Here is a 21,522-nt window from a genome sequence, read left to right on the forward strand (position 1 = left end):
GATGCCCGGAACCGTGCTGTTGCTCGCCGCGTCCCCGGCGGGCAAGGGGTGCCTGGTGGACGCGGCGTCCGTGCTTCCCGTCCTCGCGGCCGTCCCGCCCGCCGTACTGTCCGGCACGGACACGGCGAACGTCGTCGAGCTCGCCGACCCGCTGGAACCGCAGGCCGTGCTCACCCGGTTGCGGGCCGCCGCGGGGGCCCCGGGCCCGCTCACCGTGTTCGTGACCGGTCAGCTCCAGCTCGACCGGCGACAGCGGCTGCCGCACCTGGCGCTGGCCCGTACGACACCCGCGACGGTGCGCTACACCGGGCTGCCCTGGCACTGGATCCGGGAGGAACTGCGGTTGCGGGCGGTCGGTTCCACCACGCTGTTCCTGGATCTGCATGCGGATGCCGAGGCCTGGGAGTGGCTTCGGGCGAACCCGCTCGACTCGGGGCGCAACAACGCCGTTTACGGCCGTGTGGCACCTCCGCCGTCGCGGCGGGCGGTGGCGGTGCCCGCGTACATGAAGGCCGTGGCGACGATTCTGCGCAGTGGCCGGCGGCCGGCACCGGCGGAGCTCCATCAGCTGGCGCTGGGCCGTGTCGGCGTCGAGGGGCATGCCGACCTCGTGCTGGCGGCGACCGGGGTCGGGGGTGCCGTCCCTGGGGGCTTCGCCCCCAGACCCCCTTATCGGCCTGAACGGCCTCGTCCTCAAACTCCCCCACTCTCGGCTTCGCTCGAGCGGGGGCACCCCCATGACGGGCTGAAAGATGCCGGCCGGCAGCGCAGCAGTGACGTTGATCCCCACTCCGCCATCTCCGCCGCCGTCCAGTCCGGTCGTCACTCCGACGCCGACGCCCTCGCCGCCCGCCACGAGCAGGCCGCCGTGCACGCGCACGGGCCCGGGTCCGAGGAGGCCTTGCACTGGGCCGAAGTGCGGGCGGATCTGGCGATGTTCGCCGGGGATCCCGTACGCAGCTGCCGGACCTGGCTGGGGGTGGCGGCCGCGCGGCTGGCGGCGGGGCAGGCGGCGGACGCGCCGGCCGTGGAGGCGGCCGTGGACCGGGCGCACCACCAGTGGGGACAGGTCCGGGATGCGGCGGCGGCGCGGGAACTCGGGGCGGAGCTCGCCGGGTTGCGCTCGCGGGTGCCGGGGCGCAGACAGGGTGCGCTGGACCATGTGCGGCGCCAGCTGCGGCAGTTGCAGACCCAGGGCTGACCGGGCCCTACACCTCGGCGGTGGCGAACAGCTCCAGGTGCCCGCACTTGGGGCAGCGGTACGCCTCGATCTGCCGCCGGGGCCGGCCCATCCGCCTGGCACCCCCGAAGGGCCCCCGCTCCAAGGCGCCCTCGATCCAGCGCGCGTAACCGTGCGTGCCCTGGCCCTCGTCCTCGATGAAGCCGTCCATCAGGCCGATGGTGCCGCAGTAGGTGCACTTGTAGTTGTTCACGCGGTGAGTGTAGGAGCGCGATCACCACAGGAGACGGGCGAGCTATGTGAGATACGCGAGCGCGCCCGACACGAGTGTCCGTACGCCCGGCGTGATCGTCGACGGATCGGGCGCGAAGTGCGGGCTGTGGTTGCTCGGGACCGCCAGGAACTTCTCCATCAGGTCGGTGCCGGGTGCCGCGTCCCACACGTCGGCCGGGGTGGTCGTGACGAACCAGTAGGAGTACGGGATCGAGCCCTGCGCCAGGTGCGGGAAGTCCTCGCTGCCCATCACCGGGCCGAAGTCCAGCACGGTCCCGGCCCCGAGCACCTCCTCGTGCACGGCGGCGATCCGCCGGTCGGTGACGGCGTCGTTCGTGGTCACCGGGAAGGTCGCGCCGACCGTGACCTCCGGCTCCCGCGGGCAGCCTGCGGCCAGGGCCTCGCCCGCCGCGATGCGCCGGATCGCCGCGATCATCCGCTCGCGCACCTCGTCGGACTGGGTGCGCAGGTTCAGGGCGATGCGCGCCTCGGACGGGATGATGTTGTGCCGGGTGCCCGCCTCGATCCGGCCGACGGTCAGCACGGCGGACTCGCGGGCGGCGATCTCCCGGGCGACGACCGTCTGGAGACGGGTGACGAGGTAGGCGGCGGTGACGACGGGGTCGACGGTCGTCTCGGGGCGGGAGCCGTGGCCGCCGCGGCCGTGCAGGACGATGTCGATGTCCGTCGACGCCGACATGATCAGGCCGGGTGAGTGGGCGTAGAAGCCGACGGGTCCGGGCGCCGCGTGCTGGCCGAGCAGGACGTCCGGGCGCGGGAAGCGCTCGTACAGTCCGTCCGCGATCATCCCCTGCGCGCCCTCGCCGGTCTCCTCGGCGGGCTGGCCCACCACCAGCAGGGTGCCGGACCAGGTGTCGCGCCCGGCGGCCAGCGCGGCGGCCGCGCCCGCCAGCCAGGTCACGTGCAGGTCGTGCCCGCAGGCGTGCATCACGCCGGGCGTGGCGGAGGCGTACGGCAGGCCCGTCTCCTCCTGCACCGGCAGCGCGTCCATGTCGGCGCGCAGGAGGACCGTCGGGCCCTCGCCGTTGCGCAGGACGCCCGCGACCCCGGTGCCGCCGACGCCCTCGGCGGTCTCGTAACCCGCCTTGGTGAGCCGCTCGGCCAGCTTGGCGGCCGTGCGGTGCTCCTGGAGCGACAGCTCGGGGTGGCGGTGCAGGTCCCGGTAGAAGTCCTCCAGGTCGGAGACCGGGAGACCGGCGGTGAGGTCCAGCGCGGTGCGGGCGGCGGCAGACGGCATGGGGGCAGCGTAGGCGGCGCCGGGCTCCGGGAGAACGGAATGCCCCACATGGCGAGGGCCCCGCGAAGGCAGTGCGGCCGCCGACGCGAAGGGGGGGGGGTGCGTCGGCGGCCGCGGTTGGGGGGTTCCCGGTGAAGAGCCTGGCAGGCGGGGAGTTGATAGGCACCCCGGTCCATGGGGGTAATCAATTCCGCGGGCCCGTGGTCTGTGGGACAGGGGCCGGTCAGGCGTACGGGTCGAAGGGGATGCCGCTCGGCTTGGCCTTGTTCAGGTGGTCGGCGAACTTGGAGTCCTGGAGCGGGAAGTTCGCGCTGCCCCAGTCGGAGGCGTTCAGCTTGTCGCGCAGGCCGGACGCCAGGTTGGACCAGCTCAGCAGGTTCTCCTGGTGCCAGGCACCGGTGTCGTTCTCGGGCGTCTCGCCCCACTTGGCGAAGCGGAAGGCATGGGTGGAGGCGCCGTCCTTGTGGTAGACGGCCTCGACGCGCTGCCCGCTCATCGGGACGTCGGCAATGGGGTGGGTGCTGAACCCGCCGTGCGCGGAGGCGGACAGATAGGCCGGGGTGGACGCGCCGTCCTGGACCCAGACGACCATGCACTCCCAGTCGTGGCGGTGCCCTATGCCGGGGGAGGCCTCGTCCTTCTCGAAGTAGCTGGCGTAGATGATCCCGCACCAGCCGTTGTTGCACTTGGACCGCGAGTAGGTGTTGGCGTGGCCGAGGTGGCCGGAGCGGCATTCGCCGGTGATCGGGCCGGTCGGCTTCAGACCGCCGTTGAGGTTGCCGTCCGGGTCGATCGCGGCGGCCTGGTAGCAGCTGTCCGTGTCATAGTCGTAGACCGGCTCGAAGTTCTTCTCGAACGAGGTCGCGTTCTCGGGCAGGTTCTGCAGCACGCCGGCGAAGGCGCTGCCCGGCAGGGCGAGGGCGAGCACGGCGGCGCTGCCGGCGACGGCGGCGGCTCTGGCGAGGCGGTGGTGCCTGGCGCTGCTGGCTGCTGGGGACATGGGGGCTCCAGTCGACGGTCCGTTCGTTGCGGACATGACATCCGGGTGCGGGACGAAGACTGGTGCAGTCGAGAGTTCGATGGAAGGGCTTTCCATCAAACTCGAGGTGGCTTTCCCCCGAACTGAGTGCTGAGCGCTAGCCCCGGTGGTGGACCTGCTGCACCTGGTCGGCCGGCCTCGTGTCGGCCGCCTTGGCGGGGCCCGCGTTGGCTGCCAGGACCAGGGCGGCCACTGCGACGATGGCTGCGCCGAACCCTCGCGCATAACGCTCGGAGATGTGTCGGAGCACGGCAACCTCTCAACAGCGTCTCAACAGTGTTGTATTAAACGTGCTTAAGACGCCGTTTAACGTAGGGGTCGGCGGGGGCCAACGGCAAGAGGTTCAGGGGGAGTTGTCGTGTCGGACCGTGACGATCCGGTGACCATCGGTCGCAGAGTCCAGCAATTGCGGTCCGAACGCGGGCTCACACAACGGCAGTTGGCGGAGCCCGCCTACACCCCCGCGTACATCTCCACCCTGGAGGCCGGCCGGGTCCGCCCCTCCGACGAGGCGCTCAGGCACATCGCCGAACGCCTCGGGATCGCCTACGAGGAGCTGGTCACCGGGCGTCCGGCCCGTCTCGCCACCGATCTGCGCCTGAGACTGACCGAGGCGCAGCGCACGCTCGCGGGCGGCGGGGCCGAGCAGGCGACGGAGCAGTACGCCGCGCTGCTCGCCGAGGCCGAGCGCCACGAACTCCTCGACGTCCAGGCGGTGGCGCTGCTCGGGCTCGGCGAGTGCGCCCTGGACACCGGAGAGCTGGAGGCCGCCCGGCAGTACTTCGAACGCTCCGAGCGCGCACTCGCCGACGTACCGCTGCCCGCCCGGGTGCCCGCCCTGCGCGGTCGTGCCGTCTCCCACTACCTGGCCGGTGAACTCCGTTACGCCGTCTATCTGCTGGAGTCCGCCCTCGACGAGCTCAACCGCGGCGGACTGCACGACCCGGATGCGCTGCTCCTCCTCTACGCCAGTGTCATCGGCCCCTACATGGACATGGGCGCCCAGGCCCGCGCCGCACAGGCCGCCGAGTTCGCGCTCGCTCTCGCCCCGCAGTCCGCGGACCCCGCGCTCGTCGCCCGTATGCACCGCTCGGTGGCCCGCACCCTGCTCGCCGAGGGCCGCATCGCCGAGGCGGACGCCTCCCTCGCCAAGGCCGCCGAGCTGTACCGCACCCTCCAGATCCGCACCGAACTGGCCAACTGCCACTGGATGCGCGGCTACGTGTACGCCCAGAACGGCGAACTCGACCGCGCGGAGAGCGAGTTGAGGAAGGCGCTCGACATGCTGTCCGCGGGGCGCGCCGCCCTCTACAGCAGCCAGGTCGCCGTCGAGCTCGCCGACGTACTGCACCGGCGCGGCAAGTCCGACGAGGCCGCGGCCCTCCTGCACGACGTGCTCTCCGACGATCTCGGCCCCGAGCGCGGGGCCCTGCACTCCGCCGCGGCCCACCGGCTGCTCGGCATCATCGCCGAGGACGCCGGCGACACGGAGGCCGCCGAGGAGCACTACGTCCGTGCCCTGAGCATGCTGGAGCGGGCGGGCGCGGCCGGCGACCTGGCCGACCTGTGCCGGCTGCTCGGCGATCTGCTGCGCCGCACCGGCCGGGTGGAGGCGGCCCTGGACGTGTACCGCACGGGCCTCGGCCACCGTACGGCCCCCGGCACCACCACCCTCGGCCCCGCACCCGCACAGCCACCTCTGTGATCCGTCCGAGGGGCGTCACGCGGACGGCGTTTCGCCCCTCGGGCCAGGGGTAGTCGGGCAGCGCCCCCAGATGCAGGCCCCCACTGCGATCGGAGGAGGCGATGGCCGTGGACGCAGTAAGGGCCATCGACGTGATCGCCGAGGTGGTGCGTGATGCCCGGCCCGGGGAGACACCTGCACGGCTGTGCGCGGTGGCGGAGAAGCTGCTGCCGATCGTCGGTGCGAGCGTGTCGCTGCGCAGCAGCGGAATGCCCATCCGGCTCGCCGCGAGCAACTCCCTGGCCTCCTATCTCGCGGGGGTCCAGACCACCCTCGGTGACGGCCCGTGGCTGCACGCCTACCGGACCGGCGCCCCGGTGCTCGCCTGCGACCTGGCCGGCGGCCGGGACATGCGCCGCTGGCCGCTGTTCGCCCGGCAGGCGACGGCCGTCGGCGTCCGGGCCGTGTACTCGATGCCGCTGGGCAGCGACGACGGCCTGACCGTGGGCACGCTCGACCTCTACCGCGACGGCCCGGGCGACCTGACCGAGGACGAGCTGCGCCGTGCCCAGCTGTTGGCCGCCGTCATGACGCTGGCCCTGACGACCCTGCCGCGGGAGGAGAGCGGCGGCGGCGAGGAGGCCTGGCTGGGCGGTCTGGCCGCCGAGCACGACGAGGTCTACCAGGCCATCGGCATGGTCATGGCGCAGCTCGGCGTGGCCGCCGACGAGGCCTCGGCCCGGCTGCGCGCCCGTGCCTTCGCGCAGGGCCGCGCCGTCCTCGAGGTGGCGCACGACGTCATCTCGCACAGGGAGAGACTGGACGGCGACTGAGCGACTGAGCGACCGCGGGACCCAGGCCCCCGGATCCCGGGATCCCTATGATCATGGCATGGACATACTGGGTTTCTCCCTGCTGACCCTGCTGGTGCTCTTCGGTATCGGCAGCATCGAGAGCCGGATCTCCCGCGCGGACCGCCGGGCTGCCCGGATCGAGCACAAACTCGACCTGATCCTCGGCCACCTGGGGCTCACCGAGCCCGAACCGTGGTCGGACGAGGTGAACGCACTCCTGCGGGACGGCAAGAAGATCCAGGCGATCAAGGTGTACCGGGAGGCGACGGGGGCGGGCCTGAAGGAGACCAAGGAGGCCGTGGAGAAGCTCGGCTAGACCTCCGCCGGGCCCCAGGCGCCGGTCAGACGCGGAGCCGCGGCTGCTTCCTGACATCGGCCAGTCGCTGCGCACCCACCTGGACGAAGGCCTTCGTGGTGTCGGCGGACACCTCGCCCGTGCCGCCGTGAGTGAGGGCGATCGTGTCGTCGCCGACGCGGACCACGGCGACGTCGAGGGTGAGCAGGGTCTGTTCCCCGGTGGCGGTCGCGCCGGTGAACGTGATCCGCAGCCCCTGCCGGTCGTCCCCGACCACCGGCAGTACGGCCTCGTCGACCCGGACGTTCTGGAGCGCGCCGCGCCCGGTCACCGCCGTGAACTTGGCGCAGGTCTTCGGCAAGGTCCGCATCCAGGCCAGCGTCCGGCCCGCGGCGGCGGGCTTCAGCGACAGCACCTGGTAGCGCAGCTGCGTCTGGTCCATGGCGTCGTCGAGCCCGGTCACGGCCCGCGCCCCGGCGGCATCCGCACCGAACAGGTCGTCCGTGTACAGCGCCTCCAGCAGCTTGCGGCATTCGGGCACGTCGGCGTGGGCCTTGAGCACGCCGTCCCGCCAGGTCGCGGCCCCCTGCGTGGGCGCCCACGGCGCACCCAGATCCGTCTGGGTCACCAGCGCGGCCTGAGCCTGCGCCTCGGTGAGGGGCGGCGGTGCGGCGGGCGCCGTGGGGGACGGCTTCGCCCTGTGAACGGCACTGTGCGAAGCGGTCGGCGACGGCTCCTTCGCCCCCGGCTCCGGGCCCACACCCACGATGAGGCCGCACGCACTCACGCTCACCAGCGCCCCCGCGGACATCGCGGCGACGACGAGGACACGGGACGGGATGCGGGTCATCGGACGCCTCCTGGCCACCTCAAGATCGGTCAGGTCTCCAAGGGACCACCGCGCACGACGCCCCACCAGCGCGCCGGGCCGTCCGGGTTACTCAGGTTCGCCGCGCGATGTCCGCCGGAGTCGCCCCCGCGGACCTGCTTTTCTGCTGGGGGTCCGGGGGTTGTCCCCCGGAATGATGCAGTAGCCCCGCGCAAAAACCCCTCGCACCCCCTCCGCCCCTGCGGTACCGTCCTCCCATGCAGCGCGCACAGTCGTTCCTCACGACGACGCCGGAGAGTGTCCCGGCGCGCTGATCCATGGACTGGATGTCAAAGGCCCCGGGGCGAGTGCCCCGGGGTTTCGTCGTGGGTCGCTCGCCCCGTACCAGGAGGAGAGAGACCATGTACGACCACCGTCGGCTCGGCCGTGAGCTGGACCTGTTCGACACCGACCCGCTGATGGGCGCGGGACTGCCGTACTGGCTGCCCGACGGCGCGATCGTGCGGCACGCCCTGGAGGAGTACATCCGCGACCGGGAACGCGCGGCCGGCTACCGGCACGTGTACTCGCCCGTCCTCGGCAAGCGCGAGCTGTACGAGATCTCGGGGCACTGGTCGCACTACAGCGACGACATGTTCCCGCCGATGGACCTGGGCGGCGAACAGGTCGTCATGCGGCCCAGCCTCTGCCCCCATCACGCCCTCATCTACCGGTCCCGGTCGCACAGCTACCGCGAACTGCCGCTCCGTATCGCCGAGTTGGGCGGCATGTACCGCTCCGAGCTGTCCGGGGTGCTCGGCGGCCTGACCCGGGTACGGTCCATCCAGCTCAACGACGCCCATATCTTCTGCACCCTGGAACAGGCCGTGGACGAGGCCCGTGACGCGCTGGAGCTGATCGGCCGCGCCTACGCCGACCTCGGCATCCGCGCGGCCCGCTACCGGCTGTCCCTGCCGGGGGAGGGCGGCAAGTACGTCGCCGACCCGGAGCTGTGGAAACGGGCCACCGGGCTGCTGGAGGAGGTGCTGGCGGGCGCCGGTGTGGCGTACGAGGCGGCTCAGGGCGAGGCCGCCTTCTACGGGCCCAAGATCGACGTCCAGGTCGTCGACTCCGCCGGCCGCGAGGCCACCCTCTCCACCGTCCAGATCGACTTCCACCAGCCCGAACGCTTCGATCTGCACTACATCGGCGCCGACGGCGCCAAACACCGGCCGGTGATGGTCCACCGCAGCATCATCGGCAGCGTGGAGCGGGCGGTGGCGCAGATGATCGAGGAGCACGGCGGGGCCTTCCCGGCCTGGGTCGCGCCCGTCCAGCTCGTGGTGCTGCCGGTGTCGCAGGCTCAGGAGGAGCAGGCCCACGACCTCGTACGGCGGGCCCTGGCACGCGGGCTGCGCGCCGAGGTGGCCGCTCCCGAGCAGGGCAGCCTCGGTGCCCGCATCCGGGCCGCGCGCCTGGTGCCGTACCAGGCGGTGATCGGCGAACGGGAGGCCGGGGGCGACCTGGCGGCCCTGCGGCTGCGGGACGGACGGCGGCCGGGGGCCGTACCGGTGGAACGGCTGCTGGAGGGGATCGGGGAGTGCGTCCGGACCCGTGGCGCCGAACTGTGGGCGGCTGCGTAAGGTCACTGTCGTAGCGCCCGGCGCGCAGCCCGTGTCGTAGCGACCCGTGTCGTCGTAGTGAGAGGAGCCCGGCCGTGACCGGTCAGCCCATCCCGGTGATCATCGACTGCGACACGGGTGTCGACGACGCCCTGGCCCTGCTCTTCGCCGTCCGCCACCCGGGGATCGACCTGCGCGCGGTCACCTGCGTCGCCGGGAACACGGACGTGGACGGTGTCGTCCGCAACACCCTCACCGTGCTGGAACAGGCCGGCGCCCCCGACATCCCCGTCGGCCGCGGAGCCGAGCGCCCGCTGATCGAGCCGGCGCGCTCGGCGCGGCATGTGCACGGCTCCGACGGCATGGGCGACCTCGGCCTGCCCGCGCCCACCCGCACCCCCGCCGACGTGGACGCGGTGACCCTGCTGCGCCGGGAGATCCTCGCCTCGCCGCGCCCGGTCACCCTCGTCCCCACCGCGCCCCTGACCAATATCGCCCTGCTGCTGCGCACCCACCCCGAAGTCACCCGCAACATCGAGCGGATCGTGTTCATGGGGGGCGCGGCGGCCACCGGGAACGCCACGGCGGTCGCCGAGTTCAACGTCTGGCACGATCCGGAGGCGGCCGCCGTCCTGCTCACCGCCGGGGTACCGATCACGATGTACGGCCTGGACGTGTTCACGCAGGTCGTCGTCCCCGGCGCCGATGTGCACCGGTTGCGCGCGAGCACCGATCCCGGCACCCGGTTGGCCGGCGAGCTCCTCGCCCACCGGCCGGCCCACCCGGGCGAGGCCCCCGAGGCGGAGGAGGCCGGCGGCCTCGGGGACGCGGGCGCGGTCTGCACGGTCGTCGACCCCGCGGGCATCACCACCCGCCTGCTCCCCGTCGAGGTCTCCCTCGCCCCCGGCCCGACCCGCGGCCAGACGATAGTGGACCGCCGCCCCCGCCCCGGAGAGTCCGAGATCCACGAGGGAGCCCGTCGACAGCCGCTGGTGGACGTGGCGTTGGAGGTCGACGTGGACCGTTTCGTGAAGCTGTATTTGGAGACAGTGGAGCGTTAGCGCTCCGCTGGGGGCGCGGTCGGCGCCGCCCACCGCTGCTCCACCCGCGCCGCCTTCCAGTACCCCACCGCCGCCACCCACACCACCACGAACAGGCCGACGATGATGTAGCCGACGTTGGCCAGGTCGAGGCCGAAGAGTTCCATCGTGGCGATGAAGAAGGCGACGGCGATGGACAGCCCGGTGATGGTGAGGTTGTAGAACACCTTGCGCACCGGGTTCGAGGAGGCCCACTGGTAGGCGAAGTTCATGAACGTGCCGTCGAGCGTGTCGAACAGGCTCATGCCGGCCGCGAAGAGCAGCGGAAGGCACAGGATCGCGTACCAGGGCAGCCCGGCCGCCGCGCCGGAGCCCGCCATCACCATCAGCGTGACCTCGGTCGCCGTGTCGAAGCCCAGGCCGAAGAGGAAGCCGAGCGGGAACATCTGGCCGGGGCGGGAGATGGACCTGGTCAGGCGGCCGAGGATCCGGTTCATGAAGCCGCGGGAGTCGAGGTGCTGTTCGAGCTCCTTCTCGTCGTACGTCCCCGCCCGCATCGCCCGGAAGACGCGCAGGATGCCCACGAGGGCGACCAGGTTCAGCGCGGCGACGAGATAGAGGAACGTCGCCGAGATCGTCGTACCCATGAAGCCGAGCACCTGGTGGGTGCGGGAGTGCTCGTTCATGACCTTGTCGGCGAGCTGGGTGCCGCCCGCGATCATCGCCGCCAGCACCACGACCACGCTGGAGTGCCCGAGCGCGAACCAGAACCCCACCGACACCGGCCGCTTGCCGTCGGCCATCAGCTTGCGGGTGGTGTTGTCGATGGCGGCGATGTGGTCGGCGTCGAAGGCGTGCCGCATGCCGAGCGTGTACGCGGTGATGCCGAGGCCGAGCCCGAAGGCCTTGTTGCCGACCTCGTAGTGCCCGGGGACGACCAGGAGGAAGAGGATGCCGAACGCGACGACGTGCAGGGCGGCGATCACCGCCATCAGGCCGACCGTCTTCACGGTGTCCTCGCGCCGCCAGCGGAAGGAGACGGGCGCCTCGGATTCGGGCAGGGACGTCCCGGGCAGGGTCATGCGGTCACGCTCCAGCACCTCGTGGATCACCTCGTGAGATGCCGTGGCCGGTCTCCTGGCTTACGGGTCGTACGTCCGCCGCCCGCCTTCCCAGCCGCCTTGGCGGCCAGTGGCTGTCCCTCGCGGGACGTGGGCGACGAACTCCCCGATCACAGTGGCGAGGGCCGCGTCGGCATGGCACCGACTTCCCGAACACCACGGCCCGCCCACCGTAGGGGCGTTGGGCTTCCCCTGCATAGCTGCATACCTGCGCAGGTATGGAAGATCACATGGAGGCGCCTGCGAGGATGGCCGTATGCATCTCGTCCCGGCCGACCGCGCAGACCGCCGCACGATCGACGGCCACCGGGTGTGCGAGGCCATCGAGGCCATCGGCGACGCCGAGCACGTCCGGACCTGGGCCGACCGCTTCTCCCTGCTCGCCGATCCCAAGCGGCTCGCCCTGCTGCTCGCCCTGCACCGCACCGGCCCGCTGGCCGTGTCCGACCTGGCGATCGCGACCGGCATGAACGACCCCGCCGTCTCACAGGCGCTGCGGCTGCTCAGGGCGGCCGGGGTCGTGGCGGGCGAGAAGGAAGGGCGCGTGGTGCGCTACCAGGTCGTCGACGACGACGTACGACTGCTGCTCAGGCACTGTGCCGCGGACGGGAGTTGACCGGTCCGCGGATCCGGCGGCACGAACGCCCCGGAGCGGGGGTCTCCGGGGCGTTCGTATCGGGAGTGGCTATCGGGATGTCCGCCGGCCGGTCGGGCGGGGGCGGATCACCGGTGGGCCGTGCGGCGGCGCCTGGTCACGACGACGATCGCCCCGCCGGCGGCCAGGAGCGCCGTGGCGCCGCCGACGATGAGACCGGAGTCGCTGCCGCCGCCGGTCTCCGCGAGGCCACCGCCGCCGCTCGTGGTGGCCGCGGGAGCGGTGGTCGACGCGGAGGCGACCGGGGTGTCGGGCCCGCTCGGCGTCGACTCGGAGGCGCTCGGAGTCGGGGTGGGGCTCTCCTCGGCCGGCGTGGAGGGCTGCCCGGCCGGCGGGGTCGAGGCGGGCGGGGTGGACGGCGGCTGCGACTCGGTGCTCGTGCAGTCCTTCGTGCCGCCGTTCCAGGAGGCGATGAGCTTGTCCTTGATGACCGGGTGGTCGGGGCCCTTGGGCAGATCGCCGTGTTCGAAGCCGTCCTTCGCGTCCAGCTTGCCGTCGAACTTCACGGCGCCCCGGTAGAGGTCGATCTGCGCGAAGCAGCCCGCGTCGGGCACCGCGATGTCGAGGGAGTCGGTCTGGCCCTGCTTGACCGTCACCGAGTCGAAGTCGACGAAGACCTGCTCGCCGGAGGTGGCGAAGGACGGGCCGTGGGCCAGGTAGGAGGCCAGGGAGGCCGTGCAGGTCGTGGCGTCGCCCGCGGTTCGGACCTTGATGTGGACCTTGCCGTCGTCGGTGGGCTTCAGGGTCTGGTCGTCGACCTTGACCGAGTCGTAGAAGTTGCTGCCGTCCAGCGAGAACTGGCAGCGGTCCGTCTCCGTCTTGGTGCCGGCGCCGGTGCCGGGCCGGTAGCCGTCGGCATGCTTCCAGCCGTCACCGCCGGGCGTGCCGGTGGCCCAGGCCCCCGAGGCCGCGGCGACGGTGGCGGCGCACAGGGCGAGCGAGGCGGCGCCCGTCCCCAGGAGGCGGCGCGCGGTGACACGTCTGGCTATGGACATGCAGATCCCCATCTTGGCGTGTGCAGATCCCGGCGCGGCGGCGCAGGGCAGCACGCCGCGCCCGGCCGCACCGGGGGTGAATGGTCTGAGGAACACCGGGCCCATTGGTCACATGAGCCCCAGTGCGATCACATCGTGGATCTGTTGGCGGAACGCTGTCAACCTGCGGTAACCGACGAGTAGTTCAACCGTCCATTACAATTTCGCCACAGACGGAAGAGGCGGCTCCACTATCACCAAGCCGCCCGGATCTCACCTCACGGTCGGGCTCGGAGCTGCGTTCTGGCCGGTCGCGGACTCACCCGGCAGGAGCGGCGGCTGGGTGGTGCTGTCCACCGGCGGGGTGAGGACGACCTCCGGCTGGCCCGCGACCGGGGGTGGCGGGGTCAGGTCACTGGCGGGCAGCTTCGGCGGGGTCGTCTGCTGGAAGAGGACCTGGTCGAAGTTGACCAGGCCGGTGTCCTCCATGACCGTGATGTGGTCGAGGACCGTCGCGTTGGCCTGGTTGGCCAGCACGCGCACCACCGAGTTCTTGGTCGTCGAGCGGATCTTCGCTATCGCATTGAAGATCGAACCGTGCGTCACGCGCAGGATGTTGGCGAAGTCCGTGTCGAACTGCTTGCCCTGGTCCGCGGCGAGCGTGTTGACGAACCCGACCTGCTGGGGGCTGGCCACGTTGGGGATCGTGATGTTCAGCATCGTGCTGATCTTGCGGCAGCTGGCGTCCAGCGCGGCGTGCCCGTCGATGAGGTGCTTGCTCGCGGTGATCACCGCCTTGCTCTGCCCCTTCTTCAGGCCCATCTGGCCCACGGGGTACTCCCACAGTCCGGCCGCACGCACCTTGACCACGAAGTCCCGGTCGGCCTCCGTCAGCGGCCCCCACTGCGTCTGGGCGATGACTCTCGATCCGTCGCTGGACACGGTGTTGACTCCGAGCATCGCGGGATAGGCGAGCGCGGCCAGGGTCAGACTGAGGGCCCCACCCACGAAGAGAGTTCCCGTCGCGTTCCGCGAAAAGCGCACCGTGCCTCCTGTCCGGTCGGGGGTCCCGCCGATGGATGGCGGGAGGGTCGACGGAGAGGAGTACGGATCAGGTTCCGGCCCGGAACCTTTTGGTTTGGTAAAAACCTGCGGGTGTGAGGCAGGTAACGGAGGCTGGGCCCCGGCCGGTTGACGGAATGTTGACCATTTCACGGGAGAGACCAGACGAACTCCAGACCTAGATTCGCCCCATGCCCCCACAGCCCCGGAAAGCCCCGACGGCCCTTCCCGTCCTCCCCTACCGCAAGCCCACCAAGGGCCGCGACTACTGGGTCTTCGACGACGTCCTTTCAGACGTGGACGCCGTACGGGAACGCTGTCTCGCCAAGGACGACTGGGTCAAGGGTTACCCGTACACCTCGGAGACCTGGCCGGGCCTGCGTACCATGCCGGGGCTGGAGCCCGCCGAACTCGCCCGCGTGGAACGCCTGGTGAAGAAGGCGACCGGCGCGAAGGAACTGTGGGTGCAGGAGGCCCCCGGCGGCGGCACCCTCAACCACAACTGCATCCAGGTCGTCGGCGAGGGCGAGAGCGAGCCGCGCCCGCACGCCGACTCCCGTGCTCTGTGCCGCTACGCGGCCGTGCTCTACCTCAACCCCGGCGTCCCCAAGGACTGCGGAACCGCCTTCTACCGCCAGTCCCTGCCCGGCGGCCGGCTCGGCGGCAACATCGTGCAGGCCCCGCACAACAACCTCGTCGAGGCCCTCGGTACCCGGTTCGTGCCGGGGGACCACTTCGAGGAGGACGTGCGGGTCCCGCACAAGTACAACCGCCTGCTCCTCTACAGCGCCAACCTGGTGCACAGCGCGACGGGCTACTCCGGCACCACGCTGGAGGAGAAGCGCATGACCGCGGTGTTCTTCTGGATGGCGTGAGCCCCCGGGACGTCAGAGGCGTCCCAGGCCACCGCCTCCGAAGGAGCCGCTGGAGCCGGGCAGCCAGCGCCGGCGGTGCTGGTCCTTCCCTGTCTTCGTCCCGGATGGATGGAGTTCGTAGGGCATGAGCCGTTCCTTGCCCTCCGCGTGCGGTACCTCGTCGGGTTCGCGCACCTCGCGCGTCTCCCGGACGGGACCGCCGTCGGGGAGGTGGGGATGCTCGTCCGGATCGGGCCGCGGCAGTTCGCGGTCCCGGACCCTCATGCCGAACTGCACGGCCCAGATCAGTGCGCCGGCGATGATCAGGCCACCGACGAAGGCGGCGATCACGTTGAGTACCTCACTCGACGTGGCCGCAACAACAAACGTCGCAGTACTCATGCCCCCATTATCGCCGAAAGGGAGCGATTGCGGAGTGTTCGGTATTTGCGCAGTTCATGAGCCCTTTCCGGGCTTCTCGTAGGTGCCCGCGGTGGCCGCGGTGCGCGTGGTCGACTACGACCCCGACTGGCCCCGCCAGGCATCCGCCGCGATGGACGCCCTCCGCGCGGCGGCCCCCGGGCTCTTCGTCGCGCTGGAACACATCGGTTCCACCGCCGTGCCGGGCCTCGCGGCCAAGCCCGTCATCGACCTCATGGCCGCCGTACCGGCCCTCGCCGACGTCCGCCCGTACGAGCCGGCGCTCGCCGCGCTCGGCTTCCTCCCCCACGACAACGGCATGACCGACCGGCTTCTGTACGTCCGCACCGAGGCCGGCGTCCGCAGCCACATCCTGCACGTGGTGACGCGGAACAGCTGGCCCACCCGCAACCAGCGCATCCTCAGGGACTACCTGCGCGCCCACCCCGAGGAGGCGGCCCGGTACGCCGGGCTCAAACGGTCCCTCGTGGCGGCCGGGACCCCGGCCCGGGACTACGCGCGTGCGAAGACGGCACTCGTGCAGGAGCTGACCGACCGGGCCCGCGCCGAACGCGGCCTGCCTCCGGAGCCCGTCTGGGAGAAGGGGCCGAAGTGAGCTAGGTCTCCCGCGGGTTACGGATCGCTCAAGCCCTGGTGTCCGCGTGGTGAGCGCCGCACCATGGGCGCATGACACCGGCCCAGAGAGCCATGGACCAGCTGGCCGCGTGGCCCGACCTCAGCCCGTGCGAGGCCGGCTGCGGCACCGGCCGGGCACTGCGCTCCGCACGTGACGAGATCGTGCACTTCCACTCCGAGCGGGACGTGGACCTGCACCTCACCACCCGCGCGATCCAGCGGCTCCACTACGACTTCGCGGAGTCGACCGCCATCCGCCTGGTGCCGGGTTCCCGCTGGGTCACCGTCCATCTCGACTGCGAGGCCGACGTCGACCTGCTGCTCAGCCTGGTCAGCGTCGCCCTCAAGGCCCACTCCGCCCACCCGGGGCACCCGGCGCCGGCCGTCTGCAACTTCCACCGTGTGACGGTGCTGGCGCGCGAGGACGCCGACGGGGACGACGAGGTGGCCGAGGCCGATCAGGCCGGATGAAGCCGAGAGCGGGGACCCTGCACCGGAAGTCCGCACACCGGAAACCCCCTCCACATCTGTCACAGGCATGCCATACGCTGCTCCCAGCAGCCGCGCCCCGCGCGTCACCGCGTGGAGCGGTCATGTCCGGGTGCTGCGCGGCGCACTCATCTCCCCGGTCACACCGGGTTTTCTTGTGGGGGTTACAACACTGTGCGTACGCGCAGCATCTCGACCGCGACAGCGCTCGCGGTCCTCTTCAGCTCGGCGGCGCTGAGCCTCGTCGCGGCGGGCACCGCCTCGGCGGCGACGGCCCATGTCACCTCGCCCGGCGGCATCGTCGCGGACGGCCCCCTGAAGCGGGTGTTCGTCGGCGACAGCACCGCCGGGACCGTCGCGGTCACCGACTACTCCGGTGCCGTCCTCGGTTCGGTGAGCGGCGTCACCGGCGTCAGCGACCTCGCGGTCTCGGACGACGGGGCCACGGTCTACGCGGCCGCTCCGCAGATCCACGAGATCTGGGCCATCGACGCGGCCACCCTCGACGTCAAGACCCGCTACACGGTCTCCACCAACTACGGCCCGCGCCACGTCGCCGTCTCCGGCGGCAAGGTGTGGTTCACCTACGGCGACCAGTGGGACGGCAACCTCGGCTCGGTCGACCCCACGGTGGACCCGGCGAGCGGCACCGACCCGGTGACGCTGACGCAGTTCCCGAGCGGGGGCAGCATCTGGGGCCAGGGCCTGCTGGACACCGACCCGAGCCAGCCGGGCATCCTCGCCGTCGGCGAGACCGGCCTGTCCACGGACTCGATGGCCGTGCTCGACGTGTCGAGCGGCAAGCCCGCACTGATCGCCTACCACAACGGCGACTACACGCTGAACAACGGCATCGGGGACATCGACCTGGTCCCCGGCGGCACCCAGGTGCTGGTCAACGGCAAGGACCGGGACGCCTACGCGGACGGCAAGTTCAAGGCGGCCGGCTCCTACCCGGACGGCCAGCTCGCCGACGTCGCCCCGAACGGCGTGATCGCCCAGGTCAACGGCAGCAAGGTCGTCACGTACCAGCCGAACGCCACGCTGCCGCTGCACACGTACGACCTCGGCACCTCCCGCACGGCCGCCCTCACCTGGGCCCCGGACCTCACCAAGGTCTTCGCGCTCGTCGGCACGGACGTCGAGAGCGGCGGCTACAACCTCAAGGTGCTCGGCGACCCGACGCTGAACAACCCGACCCTCACGCTCAACGCCCCCTCGACGGCGACCCGCGCCAAGCAGCTCACCGTCACCGGCAGGATCTCGGCGTCGGTCGCGCTGCCGGCCGGTGTGCAGCTGCAGGTCACCCGTACCGACCTGGACTCCCCGAACGGCAAGGCGCTGCCCGCCGTCACGGTCAAGGCGGACGGCACGTACTCCTTCAACGACACCCCGCCGGCCGGCGGCACCGTCACCTACAAGGCGACCTACGCGGGCGACGCCGGCCACTCGGCGGTCAGCGCCAGCGACAAGGTGGCCGTCTCCCGGAACGCCACCTCGCTGAGCCTGAACAACAACGGCAAGGTGTACTCGTACGGCGCCGACGTGAAGTTCACCGCGCACCTCGGTACGACGTACAAGAACCGCACGGTCGAGATCTGGGCGAACCCCTACGGCGGCGACAAGCCCAACAAGCTGCTCAAGAGCGGCACGGTCGACTCCAACGGAAACATCTCCGCGATCGTCGACATGACCCGCGACACCGAGGTCAGCGCGGTCTTCAAGGGCGACGCCCGTTACGCACCCAAGACGGTCAAGTCCACGGGCTACGCCAAGGTGAAGGTCTCCACGGCCGTCACCAAGAACTACAAGAAGGCCGCGATCGGCTCGCACACGTACTACTGGTTCCACAAGACGACCTCGCCGCTCGTCACGACGACCATGACGTACTACCCGGGCCGCAAGCAGCGCCTCGAGCTCGAGGTCTACTACGACGGCAAGTGGTACGAGACCGAGGGCAGCCCCGAGTACTTCGCCCTCGGCTCGAACGGCAAGTCCGCGGTGAGCCTGGGCGCCCCGGGCGAGTCCGGCATCAAGGCCCGCGTCCGCGCGGCGTACATCAACGGCTCGTCGGGCGACAACGTCAACTCGAACACGTACAGCGACTGGAAGTACCTGTACTTCACCAACTAGCCGATGGCTGCATGAGGAGCGCCGGGCGGGTGGCGAATGCCATCACCCGGCGCTTTCGGCGTTCACCAGTCCTCGCCGCAGCGGAAGCGCGGTGATCACGACGAAAACGCCGAACACGGTGATGGGCAGCAGTCCGGCCGGCCGCAGAAAAGCCATCGGGTCAGCCAGGACGGCATGCCACGCGCCGTCCCAGTTGCCGGCCAGTACGCGTGAAGCCCGCCTGTTGCCAGGAAGTACGCGTGTGCTCCCGTTCCCCCCAGGAAGCCGATGGCGTACGCGCCCGCCACGCACCGGACCCATACCGGACGATCCCCCCATCGCATGGGGCTCACCCCAACGACAACACGCTGCCCGGTCCTGCCGTTGATCGCGGCTGAGCCGGGCTCTCACGAGCGATAATCCGGGCATGGCCGCACTGACCGACCTGCAGCGTCGCATCCTGACCGACGTGCTTGCCGTGGGCAGTGCCTACCCGCTCGTCCTCACGGGCGACTGCGCCGCGCAGGCGCACGGCCTGGTCGAGCACCTCAGCGAGGACCTCGACGTCGCCACCGAGAACCCCGAGGGCATGGAGCAGATCGGTGCCGCCGTGCGGACGGGGCTGGAGGAACGAGGCTGGCAGGTCAGGGTGGTGGAGACGGATCCTCTCTCCGCACAGCTGATCGTCACCGACCCGGACAGCGGCGACGCGTGCGAGGTGGACGTCCTCAAGGAAGTCATGTGGCGGCCGCCGGTGCAGACCGAGTTCGGCCCGGCCCTCTCCCTCGAGGACGTCGTCGGCACCAGGGTCTGGGCCCTGGCCGACCGTGGCCTTGCCCGCGACCTCATCGACGTACGGGCCGCCGCGGACCGCTGGACCCACCCCGAACTCGAGGAACTCGGCCGCCGCCACGCCCGGGACACCTTCGACCTCGCCGACCTCCAGGCGCGGCTGTCGGGCGCGGAGCTGATGGACGACAGCGAGTTCGCCGCCTACGGGCTCGACGCGGATGCGATCGCGGACCTCCGCCGGTGGGCACAGGTATGGGCCGACGACATCGCGGAACGGCTCCTGGAAGGCGAGCCGCCGGAGGACGAGTGAGCCACCTCGGTCACTCGGTCCGCCGGCTCCGTCTCCGCTTGAAGGGCATCTCGAAGAGTTCCGCGAACACCCATGCCGACAGAAGCGAAGCAGGCAGCCCCACAGCCACCGTGAAAGAGAACGTGGGCAGTCCCGCCGACACGTGGTCCGGGGCGATTTTCCGCACCACGACCATGACGATCGGCAGATGGATGAGATAGAGGCTGTACGAGAAGTTGCCGAGACCGCGCATGGGCCGGGTGGCGAGAAGCCGCAGCAGAAAGGCGGGGCGTCCGGTGGCGATCCCCGCGAGGAACATCGCCATGGCGGGCGCGACGGCGAGATCCACCCAGAAGTAGTGGTGCACCGTCCAGACCGATCCCTTGACGGCCACGAGTGCCATGACCGGAACCACCGCCGAGGCGGCCAGCCAGTGCCAGGGCATCCGCCGGACCTTCTCGCGCGCGACCACGACCCCCGCACCCACCAGACCGGCGACGAACACGGGCACGAGATTCGGGGCCAGCCAGTTGTCCCCTTCCACCGGAGACGCGCCTTCCGCCAGTGCACCGCCCGCGACCACCAGCAGGGTCACACCGCCGACCAGGGCCACCGCCCCCAGCCGCCGCCGGACGAAGAGCAGCAGCGGGAAGAGGAGATAGAGCTCCACCTCCACGGCGATCGACCAGAACGCACCGTTCGGCGTACGGGCCGTGAACAGGTCCTGGAGCATCAGGCCGTACACGGCGACGGTCCTGTAGTCCGGCGGCCCGTGATGCGAGGCACGCACCACGAAATGGGCCACTGCCACGCTCAGTACGAGCGCCGCCCAGTACGGCGGAAGGATCCGCCAGGCACGCCGCCGCAGAAACCGGGCCACGCCACCTTGCTGCCAGCCGTTCCGCGCGGGCGAAAGCGCCAGCGAGAACCCGGACAGCACGAGGAAGAAGACGACGGCGAGCCGCCCGTACATCAGCCAGCCCAGCCACAACGGACCCGAATTCCTGGGAAACCCTGGAAAGGCGAGCAACCAGCAGTGAAAAAGAACCACGTACAGTGCGGCCAGCCCACGAAGCCCGTCGAGCCCCGGCACATGACTGCCTGTGTCTGCTTCCCCCGTACCGTCCAACGGCCGTACCAGGACGGCCACATCAGTGTTCCTGCTGTTGGGACGGATCGCATCCAATAAAATTGTTCGGCCCTTCCTTTCTGCCCGGTCGCGGTCCATGGGCGCGGCACCACCCACAGCGACTCATACGTCGCAGGCTGCAACGGGGTTCAAAGTGAAGGACGGGCGAAGTGCCGCCGCGGGCATGTCGATGTGGCGGTCGTCGTCGGTCGTCGGCGAGGATGCCCCGGTGAACGACCACATAGCGCCCCCCACGGCTGCTCCCGATCCCGCCCTTCCCGCCCTGGACCCGGTCCGTGCGGCAGGTGTCGCCACGATGACCGCCCTCGCCCTCGCCGGACTCGGATGGGTGGTGCGGGCCGGGTGGCAGATCCGGCTCGCGGCGGCGGGGGAGCCCGCCTCCGGGCCGCCGGACCAGGGCGGCGGGGTGCACCGTCCGCTGACCTCGCTGGAGGACTCGTACCACCTCGTCAGCACCGTGTCGGGCTTCGCCGAGCTGGTCTGCGCGCTCACGTTCCTGGTGTGGATGGGCCGCATCCGGCACAACGGGCGCGAGCTGTCCGGTACCAGGCCGCGCTACGCCGGACTGTGGGTGTACCTCGGCTGGGTCGTGCCGGTCGTCAACTTCTGGTTCCCGCGCGGCATCATCGCGGACGCCTACCGGTCCAGCGCCCCCGGCGAGCGGCTGCCCCGCTCTCTGAACGTGTGGTGGGGGCTGTGGCTGGTCAGCATGCTCACCGGAGTCGGCCTCACCTACGCCGACTCGACCGACGAGATCATCGCCCGCGCCTACACGGACGTATGGCAGCTCCTCGCGTGCGACGCGGCGGTCGTCGGTGCGGCCGTGGCCGGCATCTTCCTCGTCCGTGCCGTCACCGCCGCACAGGAGCGGCATCTGAACTGACCCCGGAACAAAAGCAGTTGACCCTGGCCGTC

General features: G+C 71.0%; 23 protein-coding genes and 1 riboswitch. Of the genes, 13 read left to right on the forward strand and 10 right to left on the reverse strand.

The window, feature by feature from the left end:
• Position 1: 1 nt before the first annotated feature.
• A complete protein-coding gene (locus ABT254_RS23500) occupies positions 2-1,201 on the forward strand; it encodes a hypothetical protein (RefSeq protein ID WP_351473303.1) in 1,200 nt (399 codons plus the stop codon).
• A gap of 7 nt (positions 1,202-1,208) precedes the next feature.
• Here ABT254_RS23500 and ABT254_RS23505 read toward each other — a convergent pair whose 3' ends face one another.
• From ABT254_RS23505 to ABT254_RS23520, 4 genes are all read right to left on the reverse strand, one after another.
• Entirely contained in the window at positions 1,209-1,433 is a 225-nt protein-coding gene (locus tag ABT254_RS23505) for a hypothetical protein (protein WP_351473306.1), read from the reverse strand.
• Positions 1,434-1,475: 42 nt separating this feature from the next.
• Positions 1,476-2,711 (reverse strand): amidohydrolase, encoded by a 1,236-nt coding sequence (locus tag ABT254_RS23510; RefSeq protein WP_351473308.1) that lies wholly within the window; start codon positions 2,709-2,711, stop codon positions 1,476-1,478.
• A 223-nt stretch (positions 2,712-2,934) separates the two neighbouring features.
• Positions 2,935-3,711: an NPP1 family protein gene (locus ABT254_RS23515; RefSeq protein ID WP_351473311.1), complete on the reverse strand. Its 777-nt coding sequence runs from the start codon at positions 3,709-3,711 to the stop codon at positions 2,935-2,937.
• A 136-nt stretch (positions 3,712-3,847) separates the two neighbouring features.
• Entirely contained in the window at positions 3,848-4,000 is a 153-nt protein-coding gene (locus ABT254_RS23520) for a hypothetical protein (protein ID WP_351473314.1), read from the reverse strand.
• A gap of 108 nt (positions 4,001-4,108) precedes the next feature.
• Here ABT254_RS23520 and ABT254_RS23525 point away from each other — a divergent pair, with 108 nt between their 5' ends.
• From ABT254_RS23525 to ABT254_RS23535, 3 genes are all read left to right on the forward strand, one after another.
• A complete protein-coding gene (locus ABT254_RS23525; protein ID WP_351473317.1) occupies positions 4,109-5,455 on the forward strand; it encodes a helix-turn-helix domain-containing protein in 1,347 nt (448 codons plus the stop codon).
• Positions 5,456-5,556: 101 nt separating this feature from the next.
• A complete protein-coding gene (locus ABT254_RS23530; RefSeq protein WP_450748057.1) occupies positions 5,557-6,267 on the forward strand; it encodes a GAF and ANTAR domain-containing protein in 711 nt (236 codons plus the stop codon).
• Between the two features lie 58 nt (positions 6,268-6,325).
• Complete coding sequence (locus tag ABT254_RS23535) at positions 6,326-6,604, forward strand: ribosomal protein L7/L12 (protein WP_351473322.1); 279 nt, start codon at positions 6,326-6,328, stop codon at positions 6,602-6,604.
• 25 nt (positions 6,605-6,629) lie between these two features.
• On the opposite strand, the gene ABT254_RS23540 is transcribed toward ABT254_RS23535, so the two are convergent.
• A complete protein-coding gene (locus ABT254_RS23540) occupies positions 6,630-7,433 on the reverse strand; it encodes a hypothetical protein (RefSeq protein WP_351473325.1) in 804 nt (267 codons plus the stop codon).
• A 305-nt stretch (positions 7,434-7,738) separates the two neighbouring features.
• Here ABT254_RS23540 and thrS point away from each other — a divergent pair, with 305 nt between their 5' ends.
• Together thrS and ABT254_RS23550 are read left to right on the forward strand one after the other, a co-directional pair.
• Positions 7,739-9,034 (forward strand): threonine--tRNA ligase, encoded by a 1,296-nt coding sequence (thrS, locus tag ABT254_RS23545; RefSeq protein WP_351473328.1) that lies wholly within the window; start codon positions 7,739-7,741, stop codon positions 9,032-9,034.
• Between the two features lie 74 nt (positions 9,035-9,108).
• Positions 9,109-10,074 carry a nucleoside hydrolase gene (locus tag ABT254_RS23550; protein WP_351473331.1) on the forward strand — a complete coding sequence of 322 codons (966 nt, stop codon included), beginning with the start codon at positions 9,109-9,111 and terminating at the stop codon, positions 10,072-10,074.
• Here the strand turns inward: ABT254_RS23550 and nicT are convergent.
• A complete protein-coding gene (nicT, locus tag ABT254_RS23555; RefSeq protein ID WP_351473556.1) occupies positions 10,071-11,135 on the reverse strand; it encodes a Nickel transporter NicT in 1,065 nt (354 codons plus the stop codon). The genes ABT254_RS23550 and nicT overlap by 4 nt on opposite strands.
• Positions 11,136-11,163: 28 nt before the next feature.
• Positions 11,164-11,350, reverse strand: a riboswitch (cobalamin riboswitch).
• Between the two features lie 80 nt (positions 11,351-11,430).
• Here nicT and ABT254_RS23560 point away from each other — a divergent pair.
• Positions 11,431-11,790 carry an ArsR/SmtB family transcription factor gene (locus tag ABT254_RS23560; RefSeq protein ID WP_351473334.1) on the forward strand — a complete coding sequence of 120 codons (360 nt, stop codon included), beginning with the start codon at positions 11,431-11,433 and terminating at the stop codon, positions 11,788-11,790.
• 107 nt (positions 11,791-11,897) lie between these two features.
• Here ABT254_RS23560 and ABT254_RS23565 read toward each other — a convergent pair whose 3' ends face one another.
• Both ABT254_RS23565 and ABT254_RS23570 read right to left on the reverse strand, forming a co-directional pair.
• Positions 11,898-12,824 (reverse strand): LAETG motif-containing sortase-dependent surface protein, encoded by a 927-nt coding sequence (locus tag ABT254_RS23565; protein ID WP_351473337.1) that lies wholly within the window; start codon positions 12,822-12,824, stop codon positions 11,898-11,900.
• Positions 12,825-13,076: 252 nt separating this feature from the next.
• Positions 13,077-13,811, reverse strand: a complete 735-nt coding sequence (locus ABT254_RS23570) for a DUF4142 domain-containing protein (protein ID WP_351473559.1) — start codon at positions 13,809-13,811, stop codon at positions 13,077-13,079.
• 245 nt (positions 13,812-14,056) lie between these two features.
• Here ABT254_RS23570 and ABT254_RS23575 point away from each other — a divergent pair, with 245 nt between their 5' ends.
• The gene (locus ABT254_RS23575) at positions 14,057-14,740 is read left to right on the forward strand and encodes a DUF6445 family protein (RefSeq protein WP_351473339.1); all 684 of its coding nucleotides are present in this window, start codon (positions 14,057-14,059) and stop codon (positions 14,738-14,740) included.
• 12 nt (positions 14,741-14,752) lie between these two features.
• On the opposite strand, the gene ABT254_RS23580 is transcribed toward ABT254_RS23575, so the two are convergent.
• Positions 14,753-15,121: a DUF6479 family protein gene (locus ABT254_RS23580; RefSeq protein ID WP_351473342.1), complete on the reverse strand. Its 369-nt coding sequence runs from the start codon at positions 15,119-15,121 to the stop codon at positions 14,753-14,755.
• A gap of 91 nt (positions 15,122-15,212) precedes the next feature.
• On the opposite strand from ABT254_RS23580, the gene ABT254_RS23585 reads away from it, so the two are divergent.
• The 4 genes from ABT254_RS23585 (at position 15,213) to ABT254_RS23600 (ending at position 19,478) form a co-directional block, all read left to right on the forward strand.
• Positions 15,213-15,755, forward strand: a complete 543-nt coding sequence (locus ABT254_RS23585; protein WP_351473344.1) for a GrpB family protein — start codon at positions 15,213-15,215, stop codon at positions 15,753-15,755.
• A 71-nt stretch (positions 15,756-15,826) separates the two neighbouring features.
• Positions 15,827-16,246 (forward strand): luciferase domain-containing protein, encoded by a 420-nt coding sequence (locus ABT254_RS23590; RefSeq protein WP_351473347.1) that lies wholly within the window; start codon positions 15,827-15,829, stop codon positions 16,244-16,246.
• A gap of 192 nt (positions 16,247-16,438) precedes the next feature.
• The gene (locus ABT254_RS23595; protein ID WP_351473349.1) at positions 16,439-18,397 is read left to right on the forward strand and encodes a YncE family protein; all 1,959 of its coding nucleotides are present in this window, start codon (positions 16,439-16,441) and stop codon (positions 18,395-18,397) included.
• Positions 18,398-18,803: 406 nt separating this feature from the next.
• Positions 18,804-19,478, forward strand: a complete 675-nt coding sequence (locus ABT254_RS23600; RefSeq protein ID WP_351473352.1) for a nucleotidyl transferase AbiEii/AbiGii toxin family protein — start codon at positions 18,804-18,806, stop codon at positions 19,476-19,478.
• 10 nt (positions 19,479-19,488) lie between these two features.
• Here ABT254_RS23600 and ABT254_RS23605 read toward each other — a convergent pair whose 3' ends face one another.
• Positions 19,489-20,685, reverse strand: a complete 1,197-nt coding sequence (locus ABT254_RS23605; RefSeq protein ID WP_351473353.1) for an acyltransferase family protein — start codon at positions 20,683-20,685, stop codon at positions 19,489-19,491.
• A 55-nt stretch (positions 20,686-20,740) separates the two neighbouring features.
• Here ABT254_RS23605 and ABT254_RS23610 point away from each other — a divergent pair, with 55 nt between their 5' ends.
• Complete coding sequence (locus ABT254_RS23610; protein ID WP_450748063.1) at positions 20,741-21,490, forward strand: DUF4328 domain-containing protein; 750 nt, start codon at positions 20,741-20,743, stop codon at positions 21,488-21,490.
• Positions 21,491-21,522 lie beyond the last annotated feature (32 nt).

Source organism: Streptomyces sp. NPDC001137 (genome assembly GCF_040298885.1).
Lineage (GTDB): Bacteria > Actinomycetota > Actinomycetes > Streptomycetales > Streptomycetaceae > Streptomyces.

Coding starts and splice junctions, on each gene's coding strand:
- ABT254_RS23500 (WP_351473303.1), top strand. CDS start 2: ATGCCCGGAACCGTGCTGTTGCTCGCCGCGTCCCCGGCGGGCAAGGGG.
- ABT254_RS23510 (WP_351473308.1), bottom strand. CDS start 2,711: ATGCCGTCTGCCGCCGCCCGCACCGCGCTGGACCTCACCGCCGGTCTC.
- ABT254_RS23515 (WP_351473311.1), bottom strand. CDS start 3,711: ATGTCCCCAGCAGCCAGCAGCGCCAGGCACCACCGCCTCGCCAGAGCC.
- ABT254_RS23530 (WP_450748057.1), top strand. CDS start 5,557: ATGGCCGTGGACGCAGTAAGGGCCATCGACGTGATCGCCGAGGTGGTG.
- ABT254_RS23535 (WP_351473322.1), top strand. CDS start 6,326: ATGGACATACTGGGTTTCTCCCTGCTGACCCTGCTGGTGCTCTTCGGT.
- ABT254_RS23540 (WP_351473325.1), bottom strand. CDS start 7,433: ATGACCCGCATCCCGTCCCGTGTCCTCGTCGTCGCCGCGATGTCCGCG.
- thrS (WP_351473328.1), top strand. CDS start 7,739: ATGTCAAAGGCCCCGGGGCGAGTGCCCCGGGGTTTCGTCGTGGGTCGC.
- nicT (WP_351473556.1), bottom strand. CDS start 11,135: ATGACCCTGCCCGGGACGTCCCTGCCCGAATCCGAGGCGCCCGTCTCC.
- ABT254_RS23560 (WP_351473334.1), top strand. CDS start 11,431: ATGCATCTCGTCCCGGCCGACCGCGCAGACCGCCGCACGATCGACGGC.
- ABT254_RS23565 (WP_351473337.1), bottom strand. CDS start 12,824: ATGTCCATAGCCAGACGTGTCACCGCGCGCCGCCTCCTGGGGACGGGC.
- ABT254_RS23575 (WP_351473339.1), top strand. CDS start 14,057: ATGCCCCCACAGCCCCGGAAAGCCCCGACGGCCCTTCCCGTCCTCCCC.
- ABT254_RS23580 (WP_351473342.1), bottom strand. CDS start 15,121: ATGAGTACTGCGACGTTTGTTGTTGCGGCCACGTCGAGTGAGGTACTC.
- ABT254_RS23590 (WP_351473347.1), top strand. CDS start 15,827: ATGACACCGGCCCAGAGAGCCATGGACCAGCTGGCCGCGTGGCCCGAC.
- ABT254_RS23600 (WP_351473352.1), top strand. CDS start 18,804: ATGGCCGCACTGACCGACCTGCAGCGTCGCATCCTGACCGACGTGCTT.
- ABT254_RS23605 (WP_351473353.1), bottom strand. CDS start 20,685: ATGGACCGCGACCGGGCAGAAAGGAAGGGCCGAACAATTTTATTGGAT.